Below are 24,594 nucleotides of genomic sequence, written 5' to 3'. Positions count from 1 at the left end.
TCCCAAACGGAGTTTGGGAACCAGGGGAAACACTATCACGCATAAAACTGCCCGATGTCATAAATCCGTAGCGTCACCTCCGAGTCCCGTTTCCATTTCGTCGAGCGGGAATAATAGGCGACGAGGGCCTCGTCGCCGACGAAGGTGACGGATGGGTAGGCGGCGTCTCGGTCTTTGCGGTTGTCGATGTCTTTGTAATGGCTCCAGGTTTTGCCTTCGTCTTTGGATATCGCTGCCGTGAGCGGGGTGCGGGGCCAGTTGGATTTTGAGGCGACGTTGTTCCACAGTACGAGCAGGTCGCCGGTGGTGGGAATGCGTTTGACCAGGGCAGGGGATTCTGGCGATTTCAATTTTGTGGGTACCGGCTGACTCCAGTGGTCGCCGCCATCTTCAGAGACACTTTGATACTGCCGTTGGTTCGTATTGCGGAGCAGGCAGAGGAGGCGGCCCTCTTTGAGTTCGACGATCGTCGGTTCGTGGCAGCCGCGGCCGACGGCGGTCATGCTGTCGCTGCTGCGTTTCCAGGTTTTGAAACCGTCATCGGAATAAAACACAAACGAATGCAAATCGCCCCCCTTGTAAGGAGTGCCGCCAATGTAGTTCTTGGCGTAGGGACCATGCGCGGGGAGCAACACACGGCCGCTACTGAGGCGGATCGCCCGGTCGGCGTTGTTGCAATACCAACCGGGCTCGGAGATCTGGACCTGTTCGCCCCAAGTGCGGCAATTGTCGGTGGAACGCCGCATAAAGACGTTTCGCTGCGCGGGCGAATCCCAACCGACGTAGGAAAACAGTACCTCGTCGGGCGACAGGCGAACCAAGTTGGGATGCTTGACGTTGTGTTTCCAATGATTGGCTTGCATGACCGTACGATCCCCCCACGTCCGTCCGCGGTCATGCGAGACCATTGAGGAGATCTGGCAGGAAACCTCGTCGCCGATGCCCCCCTGTCCAATTTTTGTGGCAGCCGCCGGGTTGTTGGAATAGTATTCGCACCACACCAACAGCAGCCGGTCATCGTCGAGTGGAAAAATCAATTGATGATCGTGACGTGGATACTGTGGCGTCCAAGGGCAGACGATCGAATCGTGGATCGGTTTTAACAAGGGAGGAGACGCTGTATTGTCGGCCTGGGCGAGGGAAGTTCCGGCAACGGTCGACATCGCCGCTGCTGCCAGAAAATCGCGACGGGAGATTGCATTGTGTTTCTTGGTCGACATAGGGATATTTCTCTCGTTGGCAGAATCAATTCGGTGAATAATGATCGCGGCGGGCTTAGCCGGAAAACGTTCCGTGGATATGCAGCCCGTCGGTGCAGTGCACTTGGACGTCGCGCATTTGAACTTCGCCCAAGGGCAACGTCGACAGGGGAACAACGGTCCCTTCGACCCGTTTGAGGTAGGGTGCGGCAAAGCCGGCGATTGTGGAGCCGACTGCCCCTTCCCCCTCGCAACCGACCGAGCGGACGATGGCGTTGAGTTCGTCGTCGATTTCCAACCGGGCGGTGACCAACACGACGCCGTGAATTGTGAGGAAGACTTGCTTGGATAAACCAAGCCGCAATTTTGCGTCCAGCGACCGTCCGCCGGTCGATTGCAGGTGCAGGTCGCTGCTCTCGATGGTGATGCCGTGTCCGGCGACCAGCGGTTGCATTTTTCGCAGCAGCAATGTCTCCAGGTCGGACAGTCCAATCCGGCAGTTGGCATTCCCTTCGTCCGCTCCGGCTAGCACAGCCACCGGCCAGTTGGAGGAGTTGCGATCGAAGTCGAACCGCACCGCGCTGGCCGTGAAGTCGGCGAAGATCTCGGTTTCATGAAAGATCAGTGGATGGCTGACGACCGTGAATTGGCTGACGCGGAATCCGGGTTGTGTCTCGCCGATCCCGATGGGGTGTTGAGTGGAAAGTCCCACATCTGTCTTAGCGCCGGAAAGGTCGATATGCACGCGTTGGTAGTCGGGATGATCTCCGCCGTCGACCTGCACGACGGGCTTCCCCGGATCCGGCAATTTCGCCCAGCGGGTCAAGCCTTCGGTTAAGCCGGCGGCCAAGGTGTGAGCGTCTGCCGGGAGTTCTGATTCGCCTAAAAATAACATCAATCGCTACTCACGTTTATGAAAGGGGCATGCGACCGCCACGCGCGTCGAAAACGCGCTGAAGTGGACGCGAGTCTGCATTTTCGGGCATGGGCGACCATTTGGCAACACAAGTCGGGTGATGCCTAATAGGCGATCGAGAGTCCCAACTGCGACAATGTCGTGGGCGCGTCGTCGTTCAGACCGACATTGTAGCTGCCCCACAGGGCAACGCGGTCTGAGACATACCAAGTCGCGCCGGCGCCGATCATCTCGCCACTGCCGTTACCCGGTCCGGCAATTGCATTGTGATAGCCGTTGAGAAAGATGTTGAAATCATCGGTCAGGTTGCGGCTGAACGACCATTGCACTGTCTCTTGAAACGTTTGACTGCCATCGAATTCCTCAGCCCCGATCACTCCGATGGTTATTTCGACACTGCAGTTCCAAGGCAACGACTTATCGAAGTTCAGGTTGACCGCGGGTTGGAAACCATCGTCAAAGACCTCAGCCGTCGATGTCAAATCGGTCTGCAGCCAGACCTCCAGCGCTGTTGAAGGAACCCAGCCGGTCTTGTCTTCGTCCCACAAATGCACTTTCAAATCAAACGCCGTTGGCGTAAAGCCGGTTGTGTTGTCACCGCTGCCGTAGTTGGATTGAATGCCGGTGCTGAAGATTCGGAACTCCACGTTGTCGGTCACGCCGTAGCGCAAAAGAAATGGAGTCGAGTAGTTACTTGGCGTTCCTGTTTCAGGACCGTTGAGCGTGAACGGCGAGAATTCGAGATACGCCCAACCTTGGGGGAGCGTGTAGGAACCGTTGGGAAAATTTCCCATATCCGGACCGGGCGTCTTGATGTTCGGCGCGGGTTCGACGGGAGTTGCTCTGGGATAATCGACTTCTTGGCTGCGCGCGACCACCGACAGATTGGCAATGACCAACAGTGCAGCGAATAGAATGATCCCAGAACGCATCACGATGCCACGACTCTCTGACAAGTAGATTCAAAACCCTCAGGCGCATCCCACTGGCACGGATTTGCAAGATTCCGAAACCATCGAAATCCGGTTTTGAAATTCGTTCTTGAAAAATCCGGACAGGTTCATTTTGAGACAGCGGGCCAATGTCACTACAGGCGGTTCAGGCAAGGTTATGGGACGACAACGATTCTACCGATTGCCTCTGCAGTATCATCGACCGAATGCAGGGCAAGAGTTCGTCGTATTTAAGGCTCCGCTCGGGATATTTCTAAGGAGCAGCGAGGGGAGTTTGCGTTTTGTTTCTTGCAAAGAGAAACACGAAAAAAGCCCTCCCGCGAATCGCGAAAGGGCTTTTGTGAGATAACCGTGACGGCGCGGGAAAATGCACCGGTTTACTTTGTGAGCAAGTTGTTGATCATTGAGATCGCGGCAGGGCCGACGAGGACTACGAAAATCCCGGGGAAGATGAACAGCACCAACGGGAAGATCATCTGCACAGCGGTCTTGGCCGCACGTTCTTCAGCCAGTTGCGACCGTTTCACTCGCATGCTGTCGGATTGGACCCGCAAAGCTTGGGCGACACTGGAACCGAATTTATCAGCTTGGATCAAAATGGCGGCCAATGCTTTCAGGTCATCCACACCGCTGCGGACACCGAGGTCGTGGAGCACTTCGCGGCGTTGGCGGCCCATTTGCAGTTGTAAGTTACACAAATCGAATTCTGCACACAGATCCGGAGCCGTGTCCTGCAATTCCTCTGAGACGCGCCGCATGGCGGCATCAAGGCCCAGTCCGGCTTCCACACAAACGACCAACAAGTCGAGAGCGTCCGGCAGTGAGAGAAAGATTTTTTGGACCCGACTGTGCGTGATGAACCGGAGAATGAGTTCCGGTAAGAACATGCCGATGCCAGCTCCGACAACCAACGACACGAGTCCGTTGTAATTTAATCCGTATTTGATGACGCCAAATCCGCCGCCGCTTAGAAATCCAGCGATCAGTCCGGCGAATTTGAGAGCCAGAAAAACACTCGGGGCATTCGGCGAGTTGAATCCCGCATTGGCCAGCTTAACGCGGAGTTGATTCTCTTCGAGTTCCGTCTTGGGCTTCATCGCCTTGGACAGCGCCGGTGCGGCCTTGGAGAGCATGTTCCCCACGCCTTGCCCCTCACCATCTAATGAGCGGGGAGCGGGAGTTTTTAATTCATCCAAGCGTTCGCTGGCCCGCGAATCTTTGGACGTCAGCACGTTGAATACGATCCAACTGATGATCGCAAAGCAACCAAAAACAGCGTAGGGGAGTATTGTGGTAAGTTCCATTGCTCTGTTCCTAACCGGCGGAAATGTATGCGTTCGCGTTGAGCGTGCTGGAGGGCACGCCTGTCAGGCGATAATTACCAATCGAGACGTCAGACCTTAATGTTGATGATTTTCTTGATCGTGATGGCACCCAGCACCTGTAGTACGGCTGCGGCAGCGATCATCTTGCGTCCCAACTCGTCCGTGAACAACAACATCACGTACGGCGGGTTCATGTGCCAGACGACGAAGAACAACACAATCGGTAAGGCCATGAGTACGACACCACTGATCCGGCCTTCACCGGTCAGGGCTTGCACCTGTCCGAGGATTTTGAAACGTTCGCGAATAATGTGTCCGATTTTGTCAAGGATTTCCGCCAAGTCACCACCCGTTTGGCGTTGAATGGCAACGGCCGTCACGAAGAATTTCAAGTCGAGGTTAGGCATCCGTTTGAGCATGCTTTTCAAAGCTTGCTCGATCGGAACACCCAAGTTTTGCTCTTCGTGCACCATGCCGAATTCCACCGCGATCGGAGCGGGGAGTTCTTGGACCACCACATGTAGACCGGATGCCAAACTGTGTCCCGCACGCAAGGCACGTGCGACCAGTTCGAGGGCATCGGGAAGTTGCTTGGCGAATTTATTGAATCGTCGTCGTCGTCGCCACAGTAGCCAGCCCAACGGAAGCGACCCGGTCACGACTCCAACCAGGGGAACCAGTGGGAGCGGGGCTTTGGCCAGGAAAGACAAGCCCATGCCGAACAAGGCAACGCCAAAGGTCAGCATAAAGAACGTGTCGGGTTTGATCGGCGAATCGGCCTGTTCAAACAGGGCGCCCATGTTGGTGAACCGACTGGAGATGCGGTGCATCATGCCCGCCAATCCCGACAGCCCTTCGCCGACGCCTTCTTTCAATAGTCCATGCGATTCCAGTTCCGGCGTCTTGAGTCCGGCTAAAACGTCAAGTCGATCCTCAGCAGTACTCGATCCGAAATCCTTCATCACGAACACGATACCGCCGACTAAGGCGGCCATGCCGATGAAGGCAGCGATGGAAATCAAAAGTACAGGACTCATGATACTTTACCATTCATAAATTAAGGGGATTTTGTGGCCCGCATCAGAATTCTATGCGTTAATTTAACCGTCGAGCGGCGAACAGATTACCAGGCAGACGGACGCCTGCTTGTTCCAATCGGTCCATGAACGTAGGCCGCACACCGGTGGCCTCAAAATGGCCGAACGCGCGTCCTTGATCGTCAATGCCATCTTGAACAAACAAGAAGATATCCTGCATGATCACCGTGTCCTGCTCCAGATTGAGCACTTCGGTAATATGCGTCACTTTCCGCGGGCCACCTTGCAGCCGGTTGGATTGAATAATCAAATCTACGGCCGAGGCGAATTGGCTGCGGAGAGCCTTAATGGGCATTTCAATACCGCCCATCATGATCATGGTTTCAATACGCGAACATCCGTCCCGAGGTGAGTTCGCGTGAATCGTGGTCAACGAGCCTTCGTGACCGGTGTTCATGGCTTGCAACATGTCCAGCGTTTCGGGTCCACGACATTCCCCGATGATGATTCGGTCGGGACGCATACGCAGGGCGTTTTTCACCAAGTCGGTCGCGCTGACTTGGCCTTTGCCTTCGATATTGGCCGGCCGTGTTTCCAATCGCAACACGTGTTCCTGTTGCAATTGGAGTTCGGCCGCGTCTTCGATCGTAATTACACGGTGGTCGTTTTGAATAAAACTCGACAGCGTATTCAGCATTGTCGTTTTACCAGAACCGGTACCACCGCTGATGATCGTATTCAGCCGGCCTTTGATAGCACCTTCTAACAACATCACCATCTCAGGCGTAAAGGCATCGAATTTGAGCAAGTCTTCCAGAGCCAGCGGGTTCGAGCCGAACTTACGAATGGAAAGTGAAGCACCATCTAAGGCCAATGGCGGGATGACAGCGTTCAAACGTGAACCGTCCGGCAAGCGAGCATCGACCATGGGGGACGTTTCGTCCACACGACGACCGACTTTAGAAACGATGCGGTCCAAAATCTGCATCAAGTGTTCGTTGTCGCGGAATACGACGGGCGAACGTTGCAAACGACCTGCTTTTTCCACAAAAATGTGCTTGGGACCGTTAATCATAATGTCGCTGACTTCATTGTCTTTCAGCAACAATTCCAACGGACCGAAACCGAATGTTTCGTCGAGAACTTCTTCAATCAGCCGTTCGCGTTCAGAACGGTTGAGCAGTGTGTTTTCGCTGTCGCACAGGTGTTCGACGACGAGCCGGATTTCGCGGCGGAGCGTTTCGCCTTCCAGGTCGCCTAAACGCGACAGGTCGAGTTTATCGACCAATTTTCCATGAATGAGGGTCTTGAGATCTTCAAAGCTGGTGGTACCAGAATCGAATCCGCGCTGCTGCGCTGCTTGGCTGGGGACGGCCATTTCGTCACCTACTCCATCAGAAGGAAAAAATCGTGTGCGACAGAATGAAATTCAAAGGGCCCGGGCAGCAGCAGCACTCCGCAAAAGTGCACACTGCGACCAATGGTTCCTTTGAAAAACGTAGCTCACGATTTGGAGGGTGAGACGGAAATGTGGCCTAAAAACATCAAATAGGGAAAGATCCCCAGGAGGCCGTGGTGCACGCAGGCGGCGCAATGCTCACAACCGCCAAATGGCGACTCTTCGTCAGCGCTGTGTGTAACAGAAATGCCGTATTGCACAGAAAACGGGCGTGCGACTAGGCCTCCGTAATATCAACGTTCTGTGGGCCTTGGATATAAGAGCGAACGCGGTACTTGCTGGCCACGCCGACGAACAGCACGGCAGTGATGAACATTGCGCCGGTGAAGAACCAGTAATAATCTGCCCCGGCCAGTTTGCTGGTGCCGTCGCTGTTTTGGATGAACAAATTGACACCGGCGGTGAATAGGTTGCCGAAAAATACGGTGAGCAAGTACAGCGACATCACAATCGATTTCGCTTCGTTGGGCGCCTGCGTATAGGCGAACTCCAATGCGGTGATCGAAACCATGATTTCAGCAGAGGTTAAAATGACGTACGCCAACAATTGCCAGCCGATGTGTGGCAGCCGGTCGACGGTGTCGCTACGAAATTCGGCGGTGACAACGCCCTTTTGAGGATCAATAGAAAACTGGTCAAACAGCGCCGGATTTGAATTGCGTTCGATCGCATAGCTTGCGCCGCTGCCGGGCGCGAATTCATTGGCGAACAATGCACCCAGGTCACGCACAGTCGACAAGTCCTCTCCCGTCCGCGGCGCTAGGAAGTCCGATTGCTTGCGCTGGGTGGTTCCATCAGCGGCCGTGGCGAGAATTGCCACTTGTGACGAGGATTGTTGTACCGCGGTTTCAATGAAGGCCGAAACGGCAAACGCGGCTGCTGTCACAAAAAAGCCGATGCCGATTTTCCGCAGTGCCGTCAGTCCAAACAGACGATTCAACAGCGGATACAGACCGTAGGAGAACAGGGGAATCAAAATGAGGATCAATGCCGGATTGGCCGCTTGGATTTGCGACTCGGTCGGTTCGATGGATGATGACTCGCTGGCAAACGGTAGCCACGATAGGTCAAAACGTTTGTCCATCTTGCCCGCTTGTTCGACCCACCGCGAAGCTGTTTGATCAAACAGGCTCCAAAATGTGATCAGAAACAAAAATATGAGACACAGGTGGGCCAACGAGCGCCCCGATTCCCCTTGAAACGATTTGGTGAAGGTGGCTAATCCGCGCGCCGGGACATGAATAAACTTCGAGCGCCCCATCCAAAACACGACCGTCGCCAAAAACATGAGGACGCCCGGGACTCCGAATGCCACATGCGGTCCAAAGCGGGGATCCTTGAGAAAATATGGGGTGAGCAATGTCGACAAAAATGCGCCAAAATTGATGGAGAAATAAAACCACGCAAACACCCGCGGCAAGAGATACTGGTTTTTGCTACCAAATTGATCGCCCACATGAGCCGAAACACACGGCTTGATGCCGCCGGCACCGAGCACGATCAACAGCAGTCCACACAGCAAACCGATCCGTGTGTCATCAATCGCCAACACCAGATGTCCCAGGCAGTAGACAACTGACAGCGCCATGATAATTTGATATTTCCCGAAAAAGGCATCCGAGAAAAAACCGCCGATAATCGAGCAGAAATAGGTCGCTGCGACGAAGGTGTGGATGTACGTCGTCGCCTCGGCATCGCTCATCACGTCCGAAACGCCGGCATGATTCACCAGATACTTGGTCATGAACACGAACAAAATCGCCTTCATGCCGTAAAAACTGAACCGTTCCGCCGCCTCGTTCCCCACGATATACGGGATCCCGCCGGGCATCTTATCAGTTTCCGTCGGGGCGGTCAGATACGATTTGCTTGCCATCCGTGTATCCTTTGTGGGGAGATCGGCTTCGTAGAACCAGTTTCAAAACCCGGTTGCGCCTGTTCAGGAATCTATAATACAAGAGATTACGTGACGCGTCAGAGGGTTTTGAAAGTACTTGTAGGAAAAGCGATCGGACGTTCAACTCAGTTGTTACAATGCCAGAGTTGTTGGCTATGCTTGACTAAACCGACGCTAACGACCGGCAACGAATGGTACAAGAGATCAACGCATTCAGGCAAGAACGGTCCAGTCCATCAGTCGCCGGTGCAAATGCTGGGACAATTTCAATTGATAAACGCATCGCGCATTCCTGACTCACCACCGAGACGAAATCCATGAAACCTACTGCTCGCGCCGTCACGTTTCACGGCCCTGGACGTGATCTAGAAACGATTGAATTCGCATTGCCTAAATTGCAGGCGGGCGAGGTCCTTGTGAAGGTCTCCTGCAGCACATTGTGCGGCAGCGATTTGCATACCTACCACGGCGACCGCGGCACCCCCTGTCCTACGATTCTGGGGCACGAGATCCTGGGCATCGTGGCGGAGTTACCCGCCGGGGCTCCGGTCCTGGACCATTTCGGGATGCCGCTCGAAATCGGCGCGCGGGTGACGTGGGGCATCGCGGCGAGTTGTGGGGATTGTTTTTTTTGCCGCCACGAATTGCCACAAAAGTGCGCGACGTTGTTCAAATACGGTCATCAACAAATCACGGACGCGCATCCACTCAGCGGCGGCATGGCTGAATATTGTCATCTGGCAGCGGGGACCCCGGTGTTTCGCGTTCCTGAATCGCTGCCCGACACTGTTGCCTGTCCGGCCAATTGCGCAACGGCCACCGTGGCAGCTGCCTTACGGGTGGCGGGACAACATTCCGAGGGCACACTATTGATCCACGGAGCCGGCATGCTGGGACTGACCGCCGCCGCCATGGCGCGTTGGCAAGGCTACCGTGAGGTGATTGTGGTCGATGTCAATCCGCAGCGATTAAGCCGCGCGACGGAATTTGGCGCTACGCAAGTCGTTGCCGCAGGGGAGGCCGACAGCAGCTTGGACGATGCCGTTGAGGCGGCTACTGCGGGACGGGGAGTCGATGTGGCCATCGACGTCAGTGGTGCCCCCGCGGCGATGCGGCAGGGAATGGAGGCTCTGCGTGTGGGAGGCTGCGCCGTGTGGGTGGGAGCGGTCTTTCCCACCCCGCCTGTGGAGGTGGTTCCCGAGCAGGTTGTACGGAAAATGATCGAAATCCGCGGCCTGCATAACTACGCTCCCCGCGACCTAGCCACAGCCTTGGAATTTCTCGACCAAACGGAGGCTGACTATCCGTTTTCGGGATTGATTGGGGATTCGTATCCCTTGGACCATGCCGCAGCGGCGTTTGCAGCTGCCCGCGAAAGTGTAGCGTTTCGTGTGATGTTACGGCCTTGATCGATTCTACCGGGGGGAGGAATCTGCGACGCGACCGGCGCAAGAGGACCATAAACAGCATTTTTTCTGAGAATTTATCCGGGAGCCTATAATTTGTGAGTTGATTCACACAACGGCACCTAAAGTAGGGGCAGTGAACGTGTGCCATCCAGAGGTTATTTGGGGGCCAGGAACGTCGAGAGTCGATTTTCGGCGAACCCCGGCCCGCTAGGCGTTGTCCTTTTCTGACTTGTAGAACGCACACGTTCCCTATAATCCGTATACCCCGACACGGCACTCCCTCAAAAGAATCAGACCGGCTCCCCCGCCGGAAGGCGCGATGAAAGGATTTCTGACAACTCCACCCAAGCCCGGATCATCCTCCGAGTTGCTGCGCATCGCCGTTCCGCTAGTGATTAGCTCCGGAACGTTGTCGCTGATGCAGGTCTTGGATCGCATGTTCCTGATGTGGTATTCCACAGACGCATTGGCTGCAGCCATGCCGTCTGGGTTGTTGCATTGGTCGTTGATGAGCATTGCCATCGGCACCGCCGGGTATGTCAACACGTTTGTCGCCCAATACGAAGGAGCCGGACGACCGGACCGCGTGGCGGGTGCGATGTGGCAGGGAATCTACTTCTGTATTTTCGCCGCAGCCATCATGCTGTTCTTTCTGCCCTGTACCGAAGGCATCTTCCGTCTGGTCGGCCACGAAAAGGCCGTACAAGATTTAGAATGCACCTATTTCCGCATCCTCTGCGTCGGAACCGCCCCGTTTTTGCTCTCGGCGGTGTTGTCCTGTTTTTACAGTGGGCGCGGCCGGACCATGACCATCATGTGGGTCAACCTAGCAGCGACCGTGATAAACGCCGCCTTGAATTATTGGCTGGTGTTCGGCGGTTGGGGTGTGCCTGCGATGGGGATTGCCGGTGCCGGGTGGGCGACTGTGATTGCCAGTTGCCTGGGCGTCGCTGCCTTTATCGTCTTGTTGCTCCGCAGCGAGGATGCACGGCCGTATCAATTGCTTAAGAACTATCATTTCGATCGAGAAATGTTTGTGCGATTGTTGCGCTACGGACTTCCCAGTGGAGTGCATTTCTTCGTCGATGTCGCCTGCTTTTCGGCATTCATCTTATTGGTCGGGGCGATCGGCAAGGAACAATTGGCGGCCACGAATTTAGCGTTCAATGTCAACTCGCTGTTATTTTTGCCGATGCTCGGTTTCGGAACGGCGGTGATGACGTTGGTTGGAAAACGGATCGGTGAAGGACGTCCGCAAATGGCTGTGCGGACGACATGGATCGCTTTTGGGTTTACCACGGTCTATATGTCCGTCTGGGCTGTGATCTTGATCTTTGCACCGGGGATTGTATTGGCACCTTATGCCGCCCGGAGCAATCCGGCGGAGTTCGCCGCCATTCAGCCGACCATCGTCGTGCTGCTGCAATTTGTCGCGGCTTATACCTTGTTCGATGGGATGAACATCGTGTTCGCTTCAGCCATTCGCGGCGCGGGCGATACGCGGTTTTGCCTGTTGTTTACGTTTTTCTCGAGCCTCTCGCTGATGGTCATCCCCGCGTTTCTTGTACTGCGCGTTTATCACCTGGGCCTCTACGCGGCTTGGGCCTGCGTGATGATCTATATCGTGTTTCTCTCGTTCGGGTTTTTGTTGCGGTTTTTAACCGGCCAATGGAAGTCGATGAGCGTGATCAACGAAACCCCCGCGGTCAGCGCGGACGAACCGCGCTGGGAATGGGACCTTCCCGATCCGGAATCGATTTCGGTCGCGGTGAAATAATCGCCATCCGGACAGGGATTACGACAACCCGTCGAGCAGTGCAGCAACGCGCGCGGAGTCGATGGGGTTCGAGACAATCCCGTCTCGTTTGACAGCGGTTCCGACGATGAAACCATCGGCGTGCTGCGCCATGCTTCCGATGGACTCCGCCGACACGCCACTGCCCACCAGCACCGGTGCACCGTGGGCGGCGGCACGGGCTTGTTGGATCTCCGCCAAATCAGTCGCGGTTCCCGTAGCGGTTCCCGAGACAATCAACGCATCGCCGCCGCCGCGGAGGAGCGTGTCGGCCACCTCGTCGGACAACGAGCGCGGCGCCAAGGCTGCCGAGTGTTTGACGTTCACGTCAGCGAAGATGCGAATGTGCTGAGCACCGAGCGCCGCGCGGTCGCGTAATAAATCATGAGCGATGCCCTGAATGATCCCCTGGTCGGTGACCCGCGCACCGCACAGGACATTCACGCGAATAAACTGCGCGCCGACCGCATGGGCGATCGCCAACGCGCTCCTGCCATCGTTGCGCAACACATTGATGCCCAATGGCAGATTCGACTCTCGCCGTACTTCCATGGCCAGGGAGGTCATGTGGGCGATTGTATGGGGCGGAGCCGAGTCGGGATAAAAAGGCGTATCGCCAAAATTCTCCAACATCAACCCATGGACGCCCCCTGCGGAGAGTGCGTCGGCATCGCGCAGCACATGGTCGCGAATCGCCGCGACATCACCACCGAATTGCGGTGCGCCGGGCAGGGGGGGGATGTGTAGCATGCCGATGATTGGCTTTGGTGCGGCAAACAGTTGTGGCAGTTGAAAAGTGGTCATCGCGGGGAGTGGATTCCTGGTCGGTGTGCGGTGTAAGTCTCTAGAGCATCAAAATGGCGGCAAAATCGCCGAAATCACAAATTTTGAAGTTTATGAATTTTTTGAAAAAAAGTTGTGGATATTCAAAAAATCCGATGGTAGTCTCGAAATTTGGTTAAGGTCCACTTTCATTTTTCTTTTGCGTGAGGATAGGCGGTCATGCCGCAAGGCTCAATTAAAAAACTAACGGACAAAGGGTTTGGGTTCATCGATCTCGGAAACGGAAAGGATTTGTTCTTCCACGCGTCAGCGTTGCAGAATACCTCGTTCGAGGAACTCTACGAAGGTCAACAGGTGGAGTTCACCGAAGGGCAAGGCCCCAAGGGCCCGCGGGCAGAGGATGTCACACCCGCATAAGCTTGCTCGGAAACTTCCGAAACACTCATTTCAGAATCAGCCCGCATGTTACGGCATGCGGGCTGATTGGATTTTTAGCAGGGCCGTAGTGGAAAGATGTCGACCGCCACACCATCGCTAAACAACGCGTGACAATAATCCTCAGTCGGTGTCATCCCCGCCGCCGCAAACAAACTCTCCTCCAGTCGCAATACTTCCGCTTGCCGCAACGGATACGGGCTGTGGTGCACCTGTCCGCGATACAACTGACCCGCGCGATCAATCGAATACAGCAAATAGCGTTCGGCGAGAAAAAACTCCAAGGTTCCCTCCGCGACGCGGCCCTCTTCATCCAGCGGAGTTGTAATCCCATCGCCAATCCTCGCCTCAATGTCGGTCTCTGCCTGTGCCGGTTCGGGCCACAATCTTTGACTGCGATAACGGATCTGATTGCCATCGCGGTTCAACGACATCGTGGCTTTGAAGTAGGGCAGATTCCAAAACCGCCGCGCGATACGGACCGCCAACGACCGCGCTGCTTCGAGGCTAAAAAACCACACTCCAGGGTCTTGTCCCTCGAGATGCACGTAGGTGCGGAGGTTGGTCTCGCAGAAATTCGATATCCCCGGCACCGCCGGCGCCCACCAAGGTCGCACGCTAGACATATAAAACGGCACTAACCCCACCCAGGCGTCGTCTTCCCACGTATCGAGGGTCAGTCGCGGTGGCAACAACGGAGCAATCATCTCCGCCGGGACGCGCCAATGCACAAACAACAGATCCGACCACTGCTGGTATCCGATCGCTTTTTCATCGGGACGTCGCGTGGGACTGATGCGGTCGATGGTAGGTGGATTCGTGAGCATGTTAGCGTGGGCAGCCAAGTAAAAGACGAAAAAGTCTCACGCAAAGCCGCGAAGAGTTCACTGAGGAATCCAACGCTTTCCTTTGCGGCTTGGCGGCTTTGCGTGAGGTCTTCTTAAATTGGGAATGTTTCAATCAATGAACCGCAGGCAACCGCTGCAATTAACAGGGGCTATTCATGAATTGCCAGCGGTCCGTGAAATACTCAACCGCAAATGGCTGCTCTGTTTTTGCCGCGCTACGAAGCCTCACCATTCAACGATTCCAATGGTCCCACCGCCGTGGTGGTCGTTTGGCCCAGCGGATATTCATCCAGCAAACGGCGAATATCGTCGGTGGTGATGCCATCAATGACGTCCAGGTCGTCTTCGACGCTACGGTATTCCCCGCGGTACAACCAGTTGCTGCCCAGTGCGCCGAGGCGGCCCATGGGGCGTTCGCTGCGAAGGACGATGCGGGAACTGACCTTGTTCTTGGCCTGCATCAGTTCTTCTTCCGTGACCCCCTTGACGTTCACCTCGTTAAAGATCGTTTCGATCCGCCGCATGTTCTCAGCGGTTTGATCCGGAGCGCACCCGCAATACATCAGGTACACGCCGCTGCCGTCGTAGTCGTTGTAACTCATCTCGGCTATTTCGGCGTAGCCGGGGTCGACGAGGTCCCAATACATGCGGCTGCCACTGTCATCGCCCACGATCACGCCCAACAATTCCGCCGCATAGCGGTCGGGATGCGCCGAGGGGGGGGCGGGGGTCATTTGCATGATGTGTTGGTGATGGCTGCTGGGGTTGGTGATCACTTCGACGCCACCGGGCGGTTGCGCTTCGGTCACCGTGCGACCGGGATCGCCGGCGGGCCAATTTATGCAATGCTTCTCTGCGAGCGCTAGAACTTCGTCCCAGTCAAAATTTCCCGCGACCGCCAACGTGATATTACCGGCCAAATACCGCTGGTTGAAATACCCCCGCATCTGATCGGCCGTCAATGCGTTGATGCTGTCGACGGTTCCTAAAATGCATTGCCCCAGCGGGTGCCCGGCAAAGTGGGTTTGCATGAGCGTTTCATAGGCGGTGAAAGTCGGCTCATCTTCGTAGCGGCCGATTTCCTCTAGGATGACTTTTTTCTCCATTTCAAAGTCGTCGGTCCGCAAGCTGGGGCGCAGGATCTCGGCCAAGAGGTCAAAGATCCTCGGCAGGTATTCGGGCAAGACCGCTCCGTAGAACAACGTCACTTCCTCGCTGGTCGAGGCGTTGTACTTGGCGCCGATCTCGTCGAAGATGCGGTTCACATCATCGGCTGCGAACCGGTCAGTCCCTTTGAAAACCATGTGCTCCAGAAAATGGCTGACGCCGGAGACCTCTTGGGTCTCATCGCGCGATCCGGTCCGCACGAAGAAGCCGACCGCGACGCTGTGCGCGGCGGGGCTTTGTTCTGCGACGATTTGCAATCCATTGTCCAAAGTAGCCTTATGAAACTCCAAGATTCACCTCCAGCGATTCAGGGCCGAGAGTCAAAACGGTGAAATTGTCCGCCGGGTGTTCGTCGACGTACTTCAGAATACTAGGCACGGTCAGGGCGTCAACTTTTTGATGCACCTCATCCAGCGTCGTGACGCGTCCCAGGTGATACCAATCCCGCGCCACGGCCGAAGCGCGAGACGAGGAGGATTCCTGTTGCATGATCAGCGAACTCTTGGCGCCGGCCTTACAGCGCTCAAGTTCCCCTTCTTTGATTCCCTCGGGCAACCGCTGCAATTCGGCCAACATAACGTCAAGCGTTTCTTGCGCACGCTCATTGGTCGATCCGGCATAACAAAACACCCGGCCTTGATCACGCAGCGCACTCAGGCTGGCATAGACGGAATAACAGAGCCCGCGCTTTTCACGGACTTCGGTGAACAGACGCGAACTCATGCCGCCGCCGAGAATATTGACCGCTGCCCACGCGTTGTAGTAGCCCTCGTCACGGTAGGGCACACTTTCGTAGGCCACGCCGATGTGTGTTTGCGTCGATTCATGCGCGATATGGCTGACGTTCGGCGCCCAGTCACTCACTTCAACAGTCGGGGCCGGTTTGTCTGGCCATTCGCCGAAGCATTCCTCAACGATCTTCTGAATGGCTTGGACATCAAAATTGCCGGCGATGCCCAGAATTGTTTCCGAAGGGCGGAAACAGTTTTCATAATGGGTACGAACGGTGTCAGCGGTGAGCTGGGACAGCCCTTCCAGGTTTCCATCGCTGGGCAGTCCCCAGGGTGAGGGATAACTGCGACGGCGCAATTCCTGCATCGCTTTTTGCCGTGGTTCGTCTTCGATCGAGTGCAGCGACTGTGCGATACCGGCGCGGGCGGCATCGAATTGATCCGCGGGAAGTTGTGGGCGGAGAACGATGTCGGCATAAATCCGCAGCACATCCGGCAGGCGGTCGGCGATGGTCGCACCACTGAGGCCCAGGTGACTTCCGGAGGCCGATTCGCTGCGTTGCAGGCCGAGATTGTCTAAATCGAACGCCAATTGCTGGCTATTGCGATCTCCCGCGCCGCGCGTGATGAGGTCGCTCAGTACAGCGGCGCAACCTTCTTGACCGGGGGGATCGTAAATATTGCCGGCGGGAATCAACATGGAAAACGCGGCCGACCGCACGTCGGGCATCCGCTCCATGACGAGCGTCAGCCCGTTGGGCAATTGGGTTGTCCGTATATCTTGTGCCTGCATGTGTTGGGCAAAATCCTTTGAAATGTCAACGGCCGTGTTTCGACGCCAATGCTTGGTGCGATTGCACCGTGCGAAGACACGATGCCACATAACGCACTCCAGAGCAGCGTTTACACTCTAAATGTCAGGTTGATTGTTGTTTGACGAGCACGAATCCCGCAGAGTTTTGTACGGAATCATTCGATTGCCGCATGGAAATGATAGGGAGGCAGCACTAGGAAACCGACGACGTTTCAACGTCGACTGCTTTATACAGCGTGCGAGTCAGCTTGAATCCGATCGAGCGGTACAATTCGACGGCTGGTTCGTTGTCGGCGGTCACCTCTAAAAAGACGCGACGCATCCGGGCTTCATAAAAACCGCGCAGTGCCTTGAGCACCAAGGCGCGGCCCAGTCCCAATCCACGATGTTGCGGTGCGACGCCGACATTTTGAATCGATCCCATCCGTCCTTGCTGTGCCAAACCTTGGATCGTGCCGCAATCTTGTGTGTCGTGACTGTTGTTGCCTTGCGTCGAAATTAACCAGGTGGCTGTGGGTAAAAATGAATCGCGGCGGGCAATCTCGCGCATCAACCGTTGGCAACCGGCGATATTTCCCAGACAAGGGAAAACGTGAGCATCAATCTCCCGGGAAAAACTGGCATACTTTGCCTGCGCATGCCGGGTGACTAAAGCGGGGTCCCATTCGGACCAGAAAAACCCTTCCGGCAATTCCGGGACCCCTTCTTGTAGCCGCGATAAATCGATCTCCATGCGAAACCGTTTGAAGTATCGATGGGCCATAGATTCGCAGCCTCGCAATAGGGTGCCGCCAAACGGTGGCCAGGATGGTTTGACGCTCGTAAATCTTTGGATGAATGGCTTTGTGAAGAGAAGACCGACCTCTCAGCACCCAGGCAGCCGAAGCCCCATGATAACTGCTCGTCGGTTTCTTGGGGAGTTGTACTGTTGGAAAAATGCAACGAAATCTTAGCAGCCGGAGACCAACTGTCAACGGATTCTGATCCCCGGTGAAGTGAGTAACATGTTTTAGGCAAGGCAGTTGTGGCATTGGCGTGTCTCCCTTAGCATGCCAGGCCTGCGGTTGGCAAAATGGCCCGGGCTGCAAGGACGGGGAACCTCTGCTTGAAATCCAGGCAATTCCGCATGGCGATGCCATTGCCCTCAGTCATACTGTACAATCAATCAAAACGACTACGCTTGCGCTGAATACCTAGGAGAGAAGAATGTTGCGGTTAGTGAATCCTGTGCTCGGAGGACTGGTTTTGATGGCTCTTTGGCAGTTGCACGGGCAACTTTCGGCGGCAGAGCCGGAAGATCCTGCCAGCCGTGTCACAGTGGCCCCAGTCATTTCGCGAGAAATTACGATGCGGCGATCCTTTGTTGGCACGGTTGAACCGCTCCGCACCAGTGTGGTGGGCAGTGCTGTGGATGGTCGCGTGTTGGAGTTTCTTGTCAACGAGGGGGACGCTGTTAAAGCTAAACAACCACTCGCCAAGGTCCGCACGTCGATGCTGGAAATCCGACTCGCTGTTGCGGAGGCGGAATTGCAACTGCGGAAAGAAGAACTGGCGGAGTTGGAGAACGGATCACTCCCCGAAGAAATCATTCAAGCCGAAGCACGGTTGCGAGGAACCAAGGCGGCGTTCGATTATCGCGTCTCCAATTCTGAGCGGGCACTTTCGCTCTTTAAGCAGAATCGCACCGTGACAGACGAACAATTGCGGGAGGCGCAGTCCGAAACGGAACAAGCGGAGCAAATGTATCTCGAAGCCAAGGCGGCACATGCACTGGTTGTGCAAGGCCCGCGGAAGGAGAAGATCGCCCAAGCCCGCGCCCAAGTGCTCATGCAGTCGGAACAAGTGAATTTGATCAAAGAACAGATTCTCCGCCACACCGTCGTGGCACCGTTCGACGGTTACATCACCGCCGAACATACGGAAGTCGGTGAATGGATAGGTGAGGGGGACCCTGTGGTGGAAGTGGTCCAACTGAACGAGGTCGACGTCCGCGCCGGCGTGTTGAGCGAACAGGCTGCACATCTGCGAGTCGGGTCCGAAGTACCTGTGCAGTTTGCCGCCTTACCGGGACAGACGTTGACCGGACATGTTGCGCTGATTATCCCCAGTGCTGATGAATTGTCGCGGGCGATTCCGGTCAAGGTGCGGCTCAAAAACCCAATCGTCAATGGCGGACCGATCTTGAAAGCGGGCATGATGGCCCATGTCCTGCTTCCCACGACTCACACGCAAGCGGTGCTGATGGTTCCCAAGGACTCCCTGGTCCTGGCCAAAGACGAACGCCCGGTGGTATATGTCCTCGAGAAGGACACAAAAAAGTCTGGTCAATTGGTTGTCAAACCAGTGGCCGTAGCCATGGGCGTTTCCGACGGGGAGTGGATCGAAGTCAAGGGGCAGTTGCGGGCCGATCAGCAGGTGGTTGTCAAAGGGAACGAACGCCTGTCTCCCGGCGATCACGTGGAAGTGATCGACACGGTCGAACCAAAATCATCGGCGAAATGAATTAACCAGCGAGTGATCAGTGTTTGCCGCTGGAATCAAATCAGCACATCTTCCAAGGCGGAAAGGCTGACGATTTCCGCACGTCGTACGAGTACCCGCTGGCGGTTGGCGCGGATGCCGTGCCGCCGCGTGTCCACGACATAAAGCTCGCGCGTGGTGGCCGTATCCCGCAGGTCGTGCACATCGGCCGATTCTAAGACCAGATAGCGATGATCTTGCTCGACCAACGTGCCCGCATACACATAGGAACTCGAGACATCGATGACGATCTCCCGCCCCATCAATTTTAATATTAAGTCTGCCGCAGTCTGGTCATCGTTCATAGTCAGTCGAGGTTTTTCGCAGGTGGCTAGTGAGCAGAGGGGGAGGGATAAGAATGGACTGTCGTAGTGGCTGGCGGCTCTCTGGCAGGTTGATTAGACGTTAATCGACGAAGCGGAACGTTCCGCCATGGTCGTCGGCAATACGTTTGAGCGTCTCTTCGCCATCACGCGACATGAAGGCGATCGTGTGAATGGTGGTGCCGCTGCTGCGGTTGTCGTCAATTGCCGCCTGACGCGCGCGTCGCGGTTCGTCAAATTCCCCATCGGAGAGCAGAAAAATGACCTGGGGTCTAAATGACAATGCCAAGCGAATGGCCCCTTCAGGATCGGTGGTTGAAGAGGGAAGCTGACGGTCAATCCAACGTTCGGTTTTCTTCAAATTGGCACGTGTGGCGGTCACCAATTCGGCGCGTGCGTTCGGTTCATACATCGGGATGGTCTCGCTATTAAAAAAGACCACGTGGAATTTTTGATTGGATTTGAGCCGTTTGATCGACCTTCGCAATTCGCGTTTGGCTCGTTCAAATCGAGCACCGGTCATGCTGCCGGAACTGTCGACAATGAAAACAAAGGAATCCCCCACCGCAGATGTTCCGAAAAAGCCCACTTTGCCCCCGGAGGTCTCCCCGGCCATCAAATTGGGAGAGGCCTCTTTGGCATCGCCGGAGGGGAGCAACAGATCGCTGTCTTGAACCACGATCTCTTGTTCCAGCATCATCGACGATGCATCGGGCATTTCCAATTCGGCCGGATTCAGCGACTCATCCAGCAGAGTGTCAAACTCCTCATCCCCGGCGTCTTCGGCGATCACCGTATCGATACTTAGCGACTCAGGGCGCGGTTTGAGGCCAATAATCACGCCGTAAAGACACAGCAACAATGCGCCATGAAACAAAAACGACGCGCCCCAACCCGCTTGGCCCTTGCGGAATTCACGCACATATCCGCCGATGAATTCAGAGACCTGCCCGTAAACCGTTAACTCCTGCGGAGCGTCGGGAACCTCGGGAACAATCAGAGGCTGGACGCGCGGCTTTTTTTTGCGCAGCCGTTGCTGAACAGGATGTTCGCGATTTTGTTGCGGCACGTTTGGCATGTTTTCCTCACGGTGCGCCTAGCGAGGACGCCTGCTCCCAATTCCACCACCGCTTATTGTGCGCGACCGGCCTAGGAATGACAAATCCAATTTCTTCGAAGGCCAGGGTCGACCCGCCTAAACAGGCGGTTCTATTGTCTAGTTGACTCTGTCATTTGTCGATCTGTCGCAATTCAATCGCCCGCAGGTCCAGGATTTCCTCGCCTGGCTGGTTCAATGCCTTGAGTTTCAGTCTTCCGCGACCTTTTTCCAGGTCAATTTCTCCGAGTGTCATTCTCTTAAACGGCTTTTCGTACGATTCTTTACGCTCTGCGCGGTCGGGACTGTCAATCAGCGGAGGATCATACGCCTCGCTGATTTTTCCTTTGACGTGACTATCGCGAAATGACAATTCCAATTCGGTCCCGACAGCGTCCTCAGCGCAGGTGTATTTCAGGATCGCTTCGTACCGACCGGGGTGGATGACGTCGATTTCCCAATAGGGATAATCTGCCCGGTTTGTCCATCCATCCATCCACGAGGCATTGGGCGGCGGAGCACTGTACTGCAATCTCTTGCCGTGGAACTGACCATCTTGTACCGGCAGCATCGTGGGTGGTGTTGGGCGGGCACCGACCGGATAAGGCCGCTGGTCCGCACTGCGAGGGGAGTTGTCGGACCATTGGGCGTTCCATTTTTTCAGTGCGGCCGCTAATTCCCGGTGCAACTGTTTTTTGTCTTTGGCTAGATTATTTCTCTGCTCCGGATCGTCCTGCATGTCGAACAGCGTCTTGGCATCGGCCCGGTATTGCTGTGTTCTCACGCTGGAGCGTCCGCGGAAGTTGGAGAAGAGCATGCGGTCCGGCCAATCCTGACTGTCTCCCATCAGCAACGGCTTAAGGCTCACGCCGTCGAGTGGTTTGGGTGCCTTATCCGATTTGGTGACATCAATCCCCGTCAGGTCGACCAACGTCGGCAGAACGTCGATATGCGCGGCGATGCGGTCACTCTTGGTTCCAGGAGCAATGTGTCCCGGCCAACGTACAAAAAATGGCGAACGAATGCCCCCTTCGTCCACAGCCCCTTTTTTACCCTTCATCCCGCCGTTCCAGCGCCAGGTATTCGGTCCGTTGTCCGACATGTAAATCACGATTGTATTCTCAGCGATTTTGTCTTCTTCCAATTTGTTAAGAATCCGGCCCACGTTCCAGTCGATGTTTTCACACATTGCTAAGGCAGAGATCGTATCGATATCGCGTTCGCGCGATTTATCGCGATTGAACATCGTTAAGCCGCGGGCATTGACGCGATCAAAGAATTCATCCGGCACCTGAAACGGCGTGTGTGGTGTGTTGTAGGCGACGTAACACAGAAACGGGTGATCTTTATTGGCATCGATGAATTTCATTGCCCGCTCGGTGAACTCATCCGTCAAATAGCCTTCGCCGCGGACTTCTTGGCCATTGTGGTCGACGAGCGTGTCGAAATAGTTAGCCCAGTGCCCGCACGTGAAGCCGTAGAATTCATCGAAGCCGCGACCGTTGGGGTGATAAGGATATTGCGAACCGTTATGCCATTTGCCGAATCCCCCCGTCGCATAGCCGGCGGCTTTGAAGAGGTCGGCGAAGGTCACCTCGTCGAGATTCATCCGCTCTTGTCCACGCGAGACACCCACCACACCGGTGCTGGGGTGATAGCGTCCCGTGAGCAGGCTGGCCCGTGTCGGAGCGCAGACGGGCGAGACGTAGAAGCGATCAAACTGAGCGCCTGCTTCGGCCAACGCATCGATATTCGGTGTGCTGATATTTGTGTTGCCGTGCAAACTCAAATCACCCCAGCCCTGGTCGTCGGTGATGATCACCACCACATTGGGAGGACCGTCCGCCGCGTGCACGGCCGGGAAATATCCAAGTAACGTGAGTGCGGTGAAAATCCACAATATCCAGGAGGAGTTTTTCATAACCGATGGTCTTTCCTAATGATGTGGCGCCGGTGTTCGTCTTCGGAGATTGTCGTCGCAAGCATGCCATCGGATCAAGTGTCACCGCCACAAAACGCACAAGTCGGGTGCGGGTCGACCCGCACACGGTTACAATAAAACTCGCCGATATTGTCCCGCCTCTCCCTCCGGGAGAGGGGCCGGGGGTGAGGGCCGCCAACCAAACAGCCAGCCCACAATTATTCAACGCACCCAACCAAACACGCGCATCCATTTGAATTCAACACAACGAGCCACGCACTATGCCCATATTTGCTGCCGAGACAAGCCTGCCCAATGGGGGATTGACCACTTTAGATTTAGTAGTGATCGGCTTGTACTTGGCGGGCATGTTGTGCATGGGGTTTGTGATTGCTATGCGGCAAAAATCGACGGATGACTTTTTCGTCGGCGGCCGCAATCTGCCGGCGTGGGCGGTCGGCGTGAGTATTTTGGCCTCGTTGCTTTCAACCATCACCTACCTGGGCATGCCGGGCGAAATGTTTCGCACGGGAATCGGTTTCCTCACACGACAACTTTCGATTCCGGTCGTACTGGTGGTGGTGTGGTTTCTGTGGATCCCCTTCTTTATGAAATTGCGGCTGACCAGCGCCTATGAATACCTGGAGGTGCGGTTCAATTATGCCGTACGGGCGACGGCGGCTGTGATTTGTATGCTGTTAATCTTCGGGTGGATGGCGGTCGTAGTGCTGACCGCCTCGCGAGCCATGGGCGAGATTGCCAACTTGCAACTCGATCAATACTTCGGCGAATCGGCAGCTGTGGTCGACACGCAGATTGCGACCAGCGATCTGGACCTACATGTGATTATCGCCGCTGTCGGCATGTTTTCGGTATTGTATACCACGCTCGGCGGAATTCGGGCGGTCGTCTGGACCGATGTGATTCAGTTCTTCATCCTGATCGCCGGTGCCTTTGTGGCAATGGGGGTCGTGGCCTCGATGACCGATTCGGGGCTGTCGGATTGGTTTCAGTACTCGCAAGAATACAAGCATGAACAGGTCGAGTGGTTTAGTTGGGACATTGGAAATCGTTCCACCGTGTTTTCAATTGCGATCGGCATGTGTTTCTGGATCATTTGTACGCACGGCTCGAACCAAGTGGCTCTGCAGCGTTATTTTGCCGTTAAGGATATCCGGGCGGCGCGAAAGAGTTATCTTGTCAGCGCGCTTGCCAGTTTTGGACTGAGCCTCGTTTTGGCAGCGGTCGGCATGTCGATTATGTATTTCATCGCCCAGCACGACCTCCCCGCCGAAGTCGGACTGACCTCACCCGAGATGACGACCGTGCGAACCGCGCAGGACAACATGTTTCCGCAATTCATCCGCTATTACATCCCCTCTGGTTTGCGGGGAATGGTGGTGGCAGCCTTGTTCGCGGCGGCAATGTCGACGATCGATTCCGGTTCGAACTCGGTGTCGACAATTCTGACCGTCGACTTTTTTCGCAGGCTCTACCCCGAAGGCCGCACCATTGCCAGTGAACTCAAATTGGCCCGCACCGTGACAGCCACGATGGGCATCATTGTGGTCGTCTGCACGATTGGTTTGTACCACGCGTCCAAGGGAACCGACATCATCAGCCTGTGCCAAAAAGGCTTCAACATGTTCCTCGGTCCGTTGGGAGCGATCTTCGTCCTGGCCATGTTCTCCCGCCGCGCGACTGCCGCAACTGTTTTGCCGGCAGTGGTCGTGGGAGAACTGGTGGGGATTTGCAGTAGCTACAGCAACGAATTGTTCGGAAAAGAGTTTTCGACGCACATGGTGGTCCCGGCATCCTGGGCAGCAACCATCGTCAGTTCGTTGGTATTGTCCACACTGCTACGTACGCTTGCTAACGATAAACAACAACAATGGATGTGGCGCCCCGTTGTTCGCGGGGCAAGGGATCCTAACGTGGTTGAAGCCGGGTAGGAGTGTGGAGCGCG

Annotated in this window: 20 protein-coding genes; 5 read left to right on the top strand and 15 right to left on the bottom strand. The window is 55.5% G+C overall.

What is annotated here, in order from left to right:
- Positions 1 to 35 precede the first annotated feature (35 nt).
- The 7 genes from Mal52_RS16650 to Mal52_RS29845 all read right to left on the bottom strand — a co-directional run bounded on the left by Mal52_RS16650 (position 36) and on the right by Mal52_RS29845 (position 8,765).
- Positions 36 to 1,220 (bottom strand): sialidase family protein, encoded by a 1,185-nt coding sequence (locus Mal52_RS16650; protein ID WP_197534258.1) that lies wholly within the window; start codon positions 1,218 to 1,220, stop codon positions 36 to 38.
- A gap of 55 nt (positions 1,221 to 1,275) precedes the next feature.
- Positions 1,276 to 2,094: a hypothetical protein gene (locus Mal52_RS29850; RefSeq protein WP_197534257.1), complete on the bottom strand. Its 819-nt coding sequence runs from the start codon at positions 2,092 to 2,094 to the stop codon at positions 1,276 to 1,278.
- A 125-nt stretch (positions 2,095 to 2,219) separates the two neighbouring features.
- Positions 2,220 to 3,047 (bottom strand): transporter, encoded by an 828-nt coding sequence (locus Mal52_RS16645; RefSeq protein WP_145377356.1) that lies wholly within the window; start codon positions 3,045 to 3,047, stop codon positions 2,220 to 2,222.
- Positions 3,048 to 3,445: 398 nt separating this feature from the next.
- Positions 3,446 to 4,372 (bottom strand): type II secretion system F family protein, encoded by a 927-nt coding sequence (locus Mal52_RS16640; protein WP_145377354.1) that lies wholly within the window; start codon positions 4,370 to 4,372, stop codon positions 3,446 to 3,448.
- An 89-nt stretch (positions 4,373 to 4,461) separates the two neighbouring features.
- Entirely contained in the window at positions 4,462 to 5,430 is a 969-nt protein-coding gene (locus Mal52_RS16635) for a type II secretion system F family protein (protein WP_145377352.1), read from the bottom strand.
- A 58-nt stretch (positions 5,431 to 5,488) separates the two neighbouring features.
- Complete coding sequence (locus tag Mal52_RS16630; RefSeq protein ID WP_145377350.1) at positions 5,489 to 6,808, bottom strand: TadA family conjugal transfer-associated ATPase; 1,320 nt, start codon at positions 6,806 to 6,808, stop codon at positions 5,489 to 5,491.
- Positions 6,809 to 7,106: 298 nt separating this feature from the next.
- On the bottom strand, positions 7,107 to 8,765 hold the full coding sequence (locus tag Mal52_RS29845) for a POT family MFS transporter (RefSeq protein WP_197534256.1): 1,659 nt from the start codon (positions 8,763 to 8,765) through the stop codon (positions 7,107 to 7,109).
- Positions 8,766 to 9,103: 338 nt separating this feature from the next.
- Between Mal52_RS29845 and Mal52_RS16620 the strand changes: the two genes are divergently transcribed.
- Both Mal52_RS16620 and Mal52_RS16615 read left to right on the top strand, forming a co-directional pair.
- Positions 9,104 to 10,195, top strand: coding sequence for a zinc-binding dehydrogenase (locus Mal52_RS16620; RefSeq protein WP_145377348.1), 1,092 nt, complete (start codon positions 9,104 to 9,106; stop codon positions 10,193 to 10,195).
- Between the two features lie 319 nt (positions 10,196 to 10,514).
- Positions 10,515 to 11,972 (top strand): MATE family efflux transporter, encoded by a 1,458-nt coding sequence (locus Mal52_RS16615; RefSeq protein ID WP_145377347.1) that lies wholly within the window; start codon positions 10,515 to 10,517, stop codon positions 11,970 to 11,972.
- A gap of 18 nt (positions 11,973 to 11,990) precedes the next feature.
- On the opposite strand, the gene Mal52_RS16610 is transcribed toward Mal52_RS16615, so the two are convergent.
- Positions 11,991 to 12,794: a BtpA family protein gene (locus Mal52_RS16610; RefSeq protein ID WP_145377345.1), complete on the bottom strand. Its 804-nt coding sequence runs from the start codon at positions 12,792 to 12,794 to the stop codon at positions 11,991 to 11,993.
- A 198-nt stretch (positions 12,795 to 12,992) separates the two neighbouring features.
- Here Mal52_RS16610 and Mal52_RS16605 point away from each other — a divergent pair, with 198 nt between their 5' ends.
- On the top strand, positions 12,993 to 13,190 hold the full coding sequence (locus Mal52_RS16605) for a cold-shock protein (protein ID WP_145377343.1): 198 nt from the start codon (positions 12,993 to 12,995) through the stop codon (positions 13,188 to 13,190).
- Positions 13,191 to 13,264: 74 nt separating this feature from the next.
- Here the strand turns inward: Mal52_RS16605 and Mal52_RS16600 are convergent, their stop codons facing one another.
- From Mal52_RS16600 to Mal52_RS16585, 4 genes are all read right to left on the bottom strand, one after another.
- Positions 13,265 to 14,035 (bottom strand): YqjF family protein, encoded by a 771-nt coding sequence (locus tag Mal52_RS16600; RefSeq protein ID WP_145377341.1) that lies wholly within the window; start codon positions 14,033 to 14,035, stop codon positions 13,265 to 13,267.
- Positions 14,036 to 14,271: 236 nt separating this feature from the next.
- Positions 14,272 to 15,513 carry a M16 family metallopeptidase gene (locus tag Mal52_RS16595; RefSeq protein WP_145377339.1) on the bottom strand — a complete coding sequence of 414 codons (1,242 nt, stop codon included), beginning with the start codon at positions 15,511 to 15,513 and terminating at the stop codon, positions 14,272 to 14,274.
- Positions 15,500 to 16,747, bottom strand: coding sequence for a M16 family metallopeptidase (locus tag Mal52_RS16590; RefSeq protein WP_145377338.1), 1,248 nt, complete (start codon positions 16,745 to 16,747; stop codon positions 15,500 to 15,502). Before Mal52_RS16590 ends, Mal52_RS16595 begins: the two co-directional genes overlap by 14 nt.
- A 214-nt stretch (positions 16,748 to 16,961) precedes the next feature.
- Positions 16,962 to 17,531 (bottom strand): GNAT family N-acetyltransferase, encoded by a 570-nt coding sequence (locus Mal52_RS16585; protein ID WP_145377336.1) that lies wholly within the window; start codon positions 17,529 to 17,531, stop codon positions 16,962 to 16,964.
- A 443-nt stretch (positions 17,532 to 17,974) separates the two neighbouring features.
- Between Mal52_RS16585 and Mal52_RS16580 the strand changes: the two genes are divergently transcribed.
- Positions 17,975 to 19,270: an efflux RND transporter periplasmic adaptor subunit gene (locus Mal52_RS16580; RefSeq protein WP_145377334.1), complete on the top strand. Its 1,296-nt coding sequence runs from the start codon at positions 17,975 to 17,977 to the stop codon at positions 19,268 to 19,270.
- A 35-nt stretch (positions 19,271 to 19,305) separates the two neighbouring features.
- On the opposite strand, the gene Mal52_RS16575 is transcribed toward Mal52_RS16580, so the two are convergent.
- The 3 genes from Mal52_RS16575 to Mal52_RS16565 all read right to left on the bottom strand — a co-directional run bounded on the left by Mal52_RS16575 (position 19,306) and on the right by Mal52_RS16565 (position 22,628).
- Positions 19,306 to 19,593, bottom strand: a complete 288-nt coding sequence (locus Mal52_RS16575; protein ID WP_145377332.1) for a hypothetical protein — start codon at positions 19,591 to 19,593, stop codon at positions 19,306 to 19,308.
- Between the two features lie 100 nt (positions 19,594 to 19,693).
- Positions 19,694 to 20,689: a vWA domain-containing protein gene (locus tag Mal52_RS16570; protein ID WP_145377330.1), complete on the bottom strand. Its 996-nt coding sequence runs from the start codon at positions 20,687 to 20,689 to the stop codon at positions 19,694 to 19,696.
- Between the two features lie 151 nt (positions 20,690 to 20,840).
- Entirely contained in the window at positions 20,841 to 22,628 is a 1,788-nt protein-coding gene (locus Mal52_RS16565) for an arylsulfatase (protein WP_145377328.1), read from the bottom strand.
- 281 nt (positions 22,629 to 22,909) lie between these two features.
- Between Mal52_RS16565 and Mal52_RS16560 the strand changes: the two genes are divergently transcribed.
- Positions 22,910 to 24,580, top strand: coding sequence for a sodium:solute symporter family transporter (locus Mal52_RS16560; RefSeq protein ID WP_145377326.1), 1,671 nt, complete (start codon positions 22,910 to 22,912; stop codon positions 24,578 to 24,580).
- The last annotated feature ends 14 nt before the right edge of the window (positions 24,581 to 24,594 follow it).

Origin of the sequence: Symmachiella dynata (assembly GCF_007747995.1) — a bacterium.
Lineage (GTDB): Bacteria > Planctomycetota > Planctomycetia > Planctomycetales > Planctomycetaceae > Symmachiella > Symmachiella dynata.
Note: the sequence above shows the minus strand (reverse complement) of the source record. Positions and strands in the feature narration are given on the sequence as shown.

What these genes read in the sequence shown, in the direction of transcription:
- Mal52_RS16650 (WP_197534258.1), bottom strand. Translation starts at nt 1,220, where the DNA reads ATGTCGACCAAGAAACACAATGCAATCTCCCGTCGCGATTTTCTGGCA.
- Mal52_RS29850 (WP_197534257.1), bottom strand. Translation starts at nt 2,094, where the DNA reads ATGTTATTTTTAGGCGAATCAGAACTCCCGGCAGACGCTCACACCTTG.
- Mal52_RS16645 (WP_145377356.1), bottom strand. Translation starts at nt 3,047, where the DNA reads ATGCGTTCTGGGATCATTCTATTCGCTGCACTGTTGGTCATTGCCAAT.
- Mal52_RS16640 (WP_145377354.1), bottom strand. Translation starts at nt 4,372, where the DNA reads ATGGAACTTACCACAATACTCCCCTACGCTGTTTTTGGTTGCTTTGCG.
- Mal52_RS16635 (WP_145377352.1), bottom strand. Translation starts at nt 5,430, where the DNA reads ATGAGTCCTGTACTTTTGATTTCCATCGCTGCCTTCATCGGCATGGCC.
- Mal52_RS16630 (WP_145377350.1), bottom strand. Translation starts at nt 6,808, where the DNA reads ATGGCCGTCCCCAGCCAAGCAGCGCAGCAGCGCGGATTCGATTCTGGT.
- Mal52_RS29845 (WP_197534256.1), bottom strand. Translation starts at nt 8,765, where the DNA reads ATGGCAAGCAAATCGTATCTGACCGCCCCGACGGAAACTGATAAGATG.
- Mal52_RS16620 (WP_145377348.1), top strand. Translation starts at nt 9,104, where the DNA reads ATGAAACCTACTGCTCGCGCCGTCACGTTTCACGGCCCTGGACGTGAT.
- Mal52_RS16615 (WP_145377347.1), top strand. Translation starts at nt 10,515, where the DNA reads ATGAAAGGATTTCTGACAACTCCACCCAAGCCCGGATCATCCTCCGAG.
- Mal52_RS16610 (WP_145377345.1), bottom strand. Translation starts at nt 12,794, where the DNA reads ATGACCACTTTTCAACTGCCACAACTGTTTGCCGCACCAAAGCCAATC.
- Mal52_RS16605 (WP_145377343.1), top strand. Translation starts at nt 12,993, where the DNA reads ATGCCGCAAGGCTCAATTAAAAAACTAACGGACAAAGGGTTTGGGTTC.
- Mal52_RS16600 (WP_145377341.1), bottom strand. Translation starts at nt 14,035, where the DNA reads ATGCTCACGAATCCACCTACCATCGACCGCATCAGTCCCACGCGACGT.
- Mal52_RS16590 (WP_145377338.1), bottom strand. Translation starts at nt 16,747, where the DNA reads ATGCAGGCACAAGATATACGGACAACCCAATTGCCCAACGGGCTGACG.
- Mal52_RS16585 (WP_145377336.1), bottom strand. Translation starts at nt 17,531, where the DNA reads ATGGCCCATCGATACTTCAAACGGTTTCGCATGGAGATCGATTTATCG.
- Mal52_RS16580 (WP_145377334.1), top strand. Translation starts at nt 17,975, where the DNA reads ATGTTGCGGTTAGTGAATCCTGTGCTCGGAGGACTGGTTTTGATGGCT.
- Mal52_RS16575 (WP_145377332.1), bottom strand. Translation starts at nt 19,593, where the DNA reads ATGAACGATGACCAGACTGCGGCAGACTTAATATTAAAATTGATGGGG.
- Mal52_RS16570 (WP_145377330.1), bottom strand. Translation starts at nt 20,689, where the DNA reads ATGCCAAACGTGCCGCAACAAAATCGCGAACATCCTGTTCAGCAACGG.
- Mal52_RS16565 (WP_145377328.1), bottom strand. Translation starts at nt 22,628, where the DNA reads ATGAAAAACTCCTCCTGGATATTGTGGATTTTCACCGCACTCACGTTA.
- Mal52_RS16560 (WP_145377326.1), top strand. Translation starts at nt 22,910, where the DNA reads ATGCCCATATTTGCTGCCGAGACAAGCCTGCCCAATGGGGGATTGACC.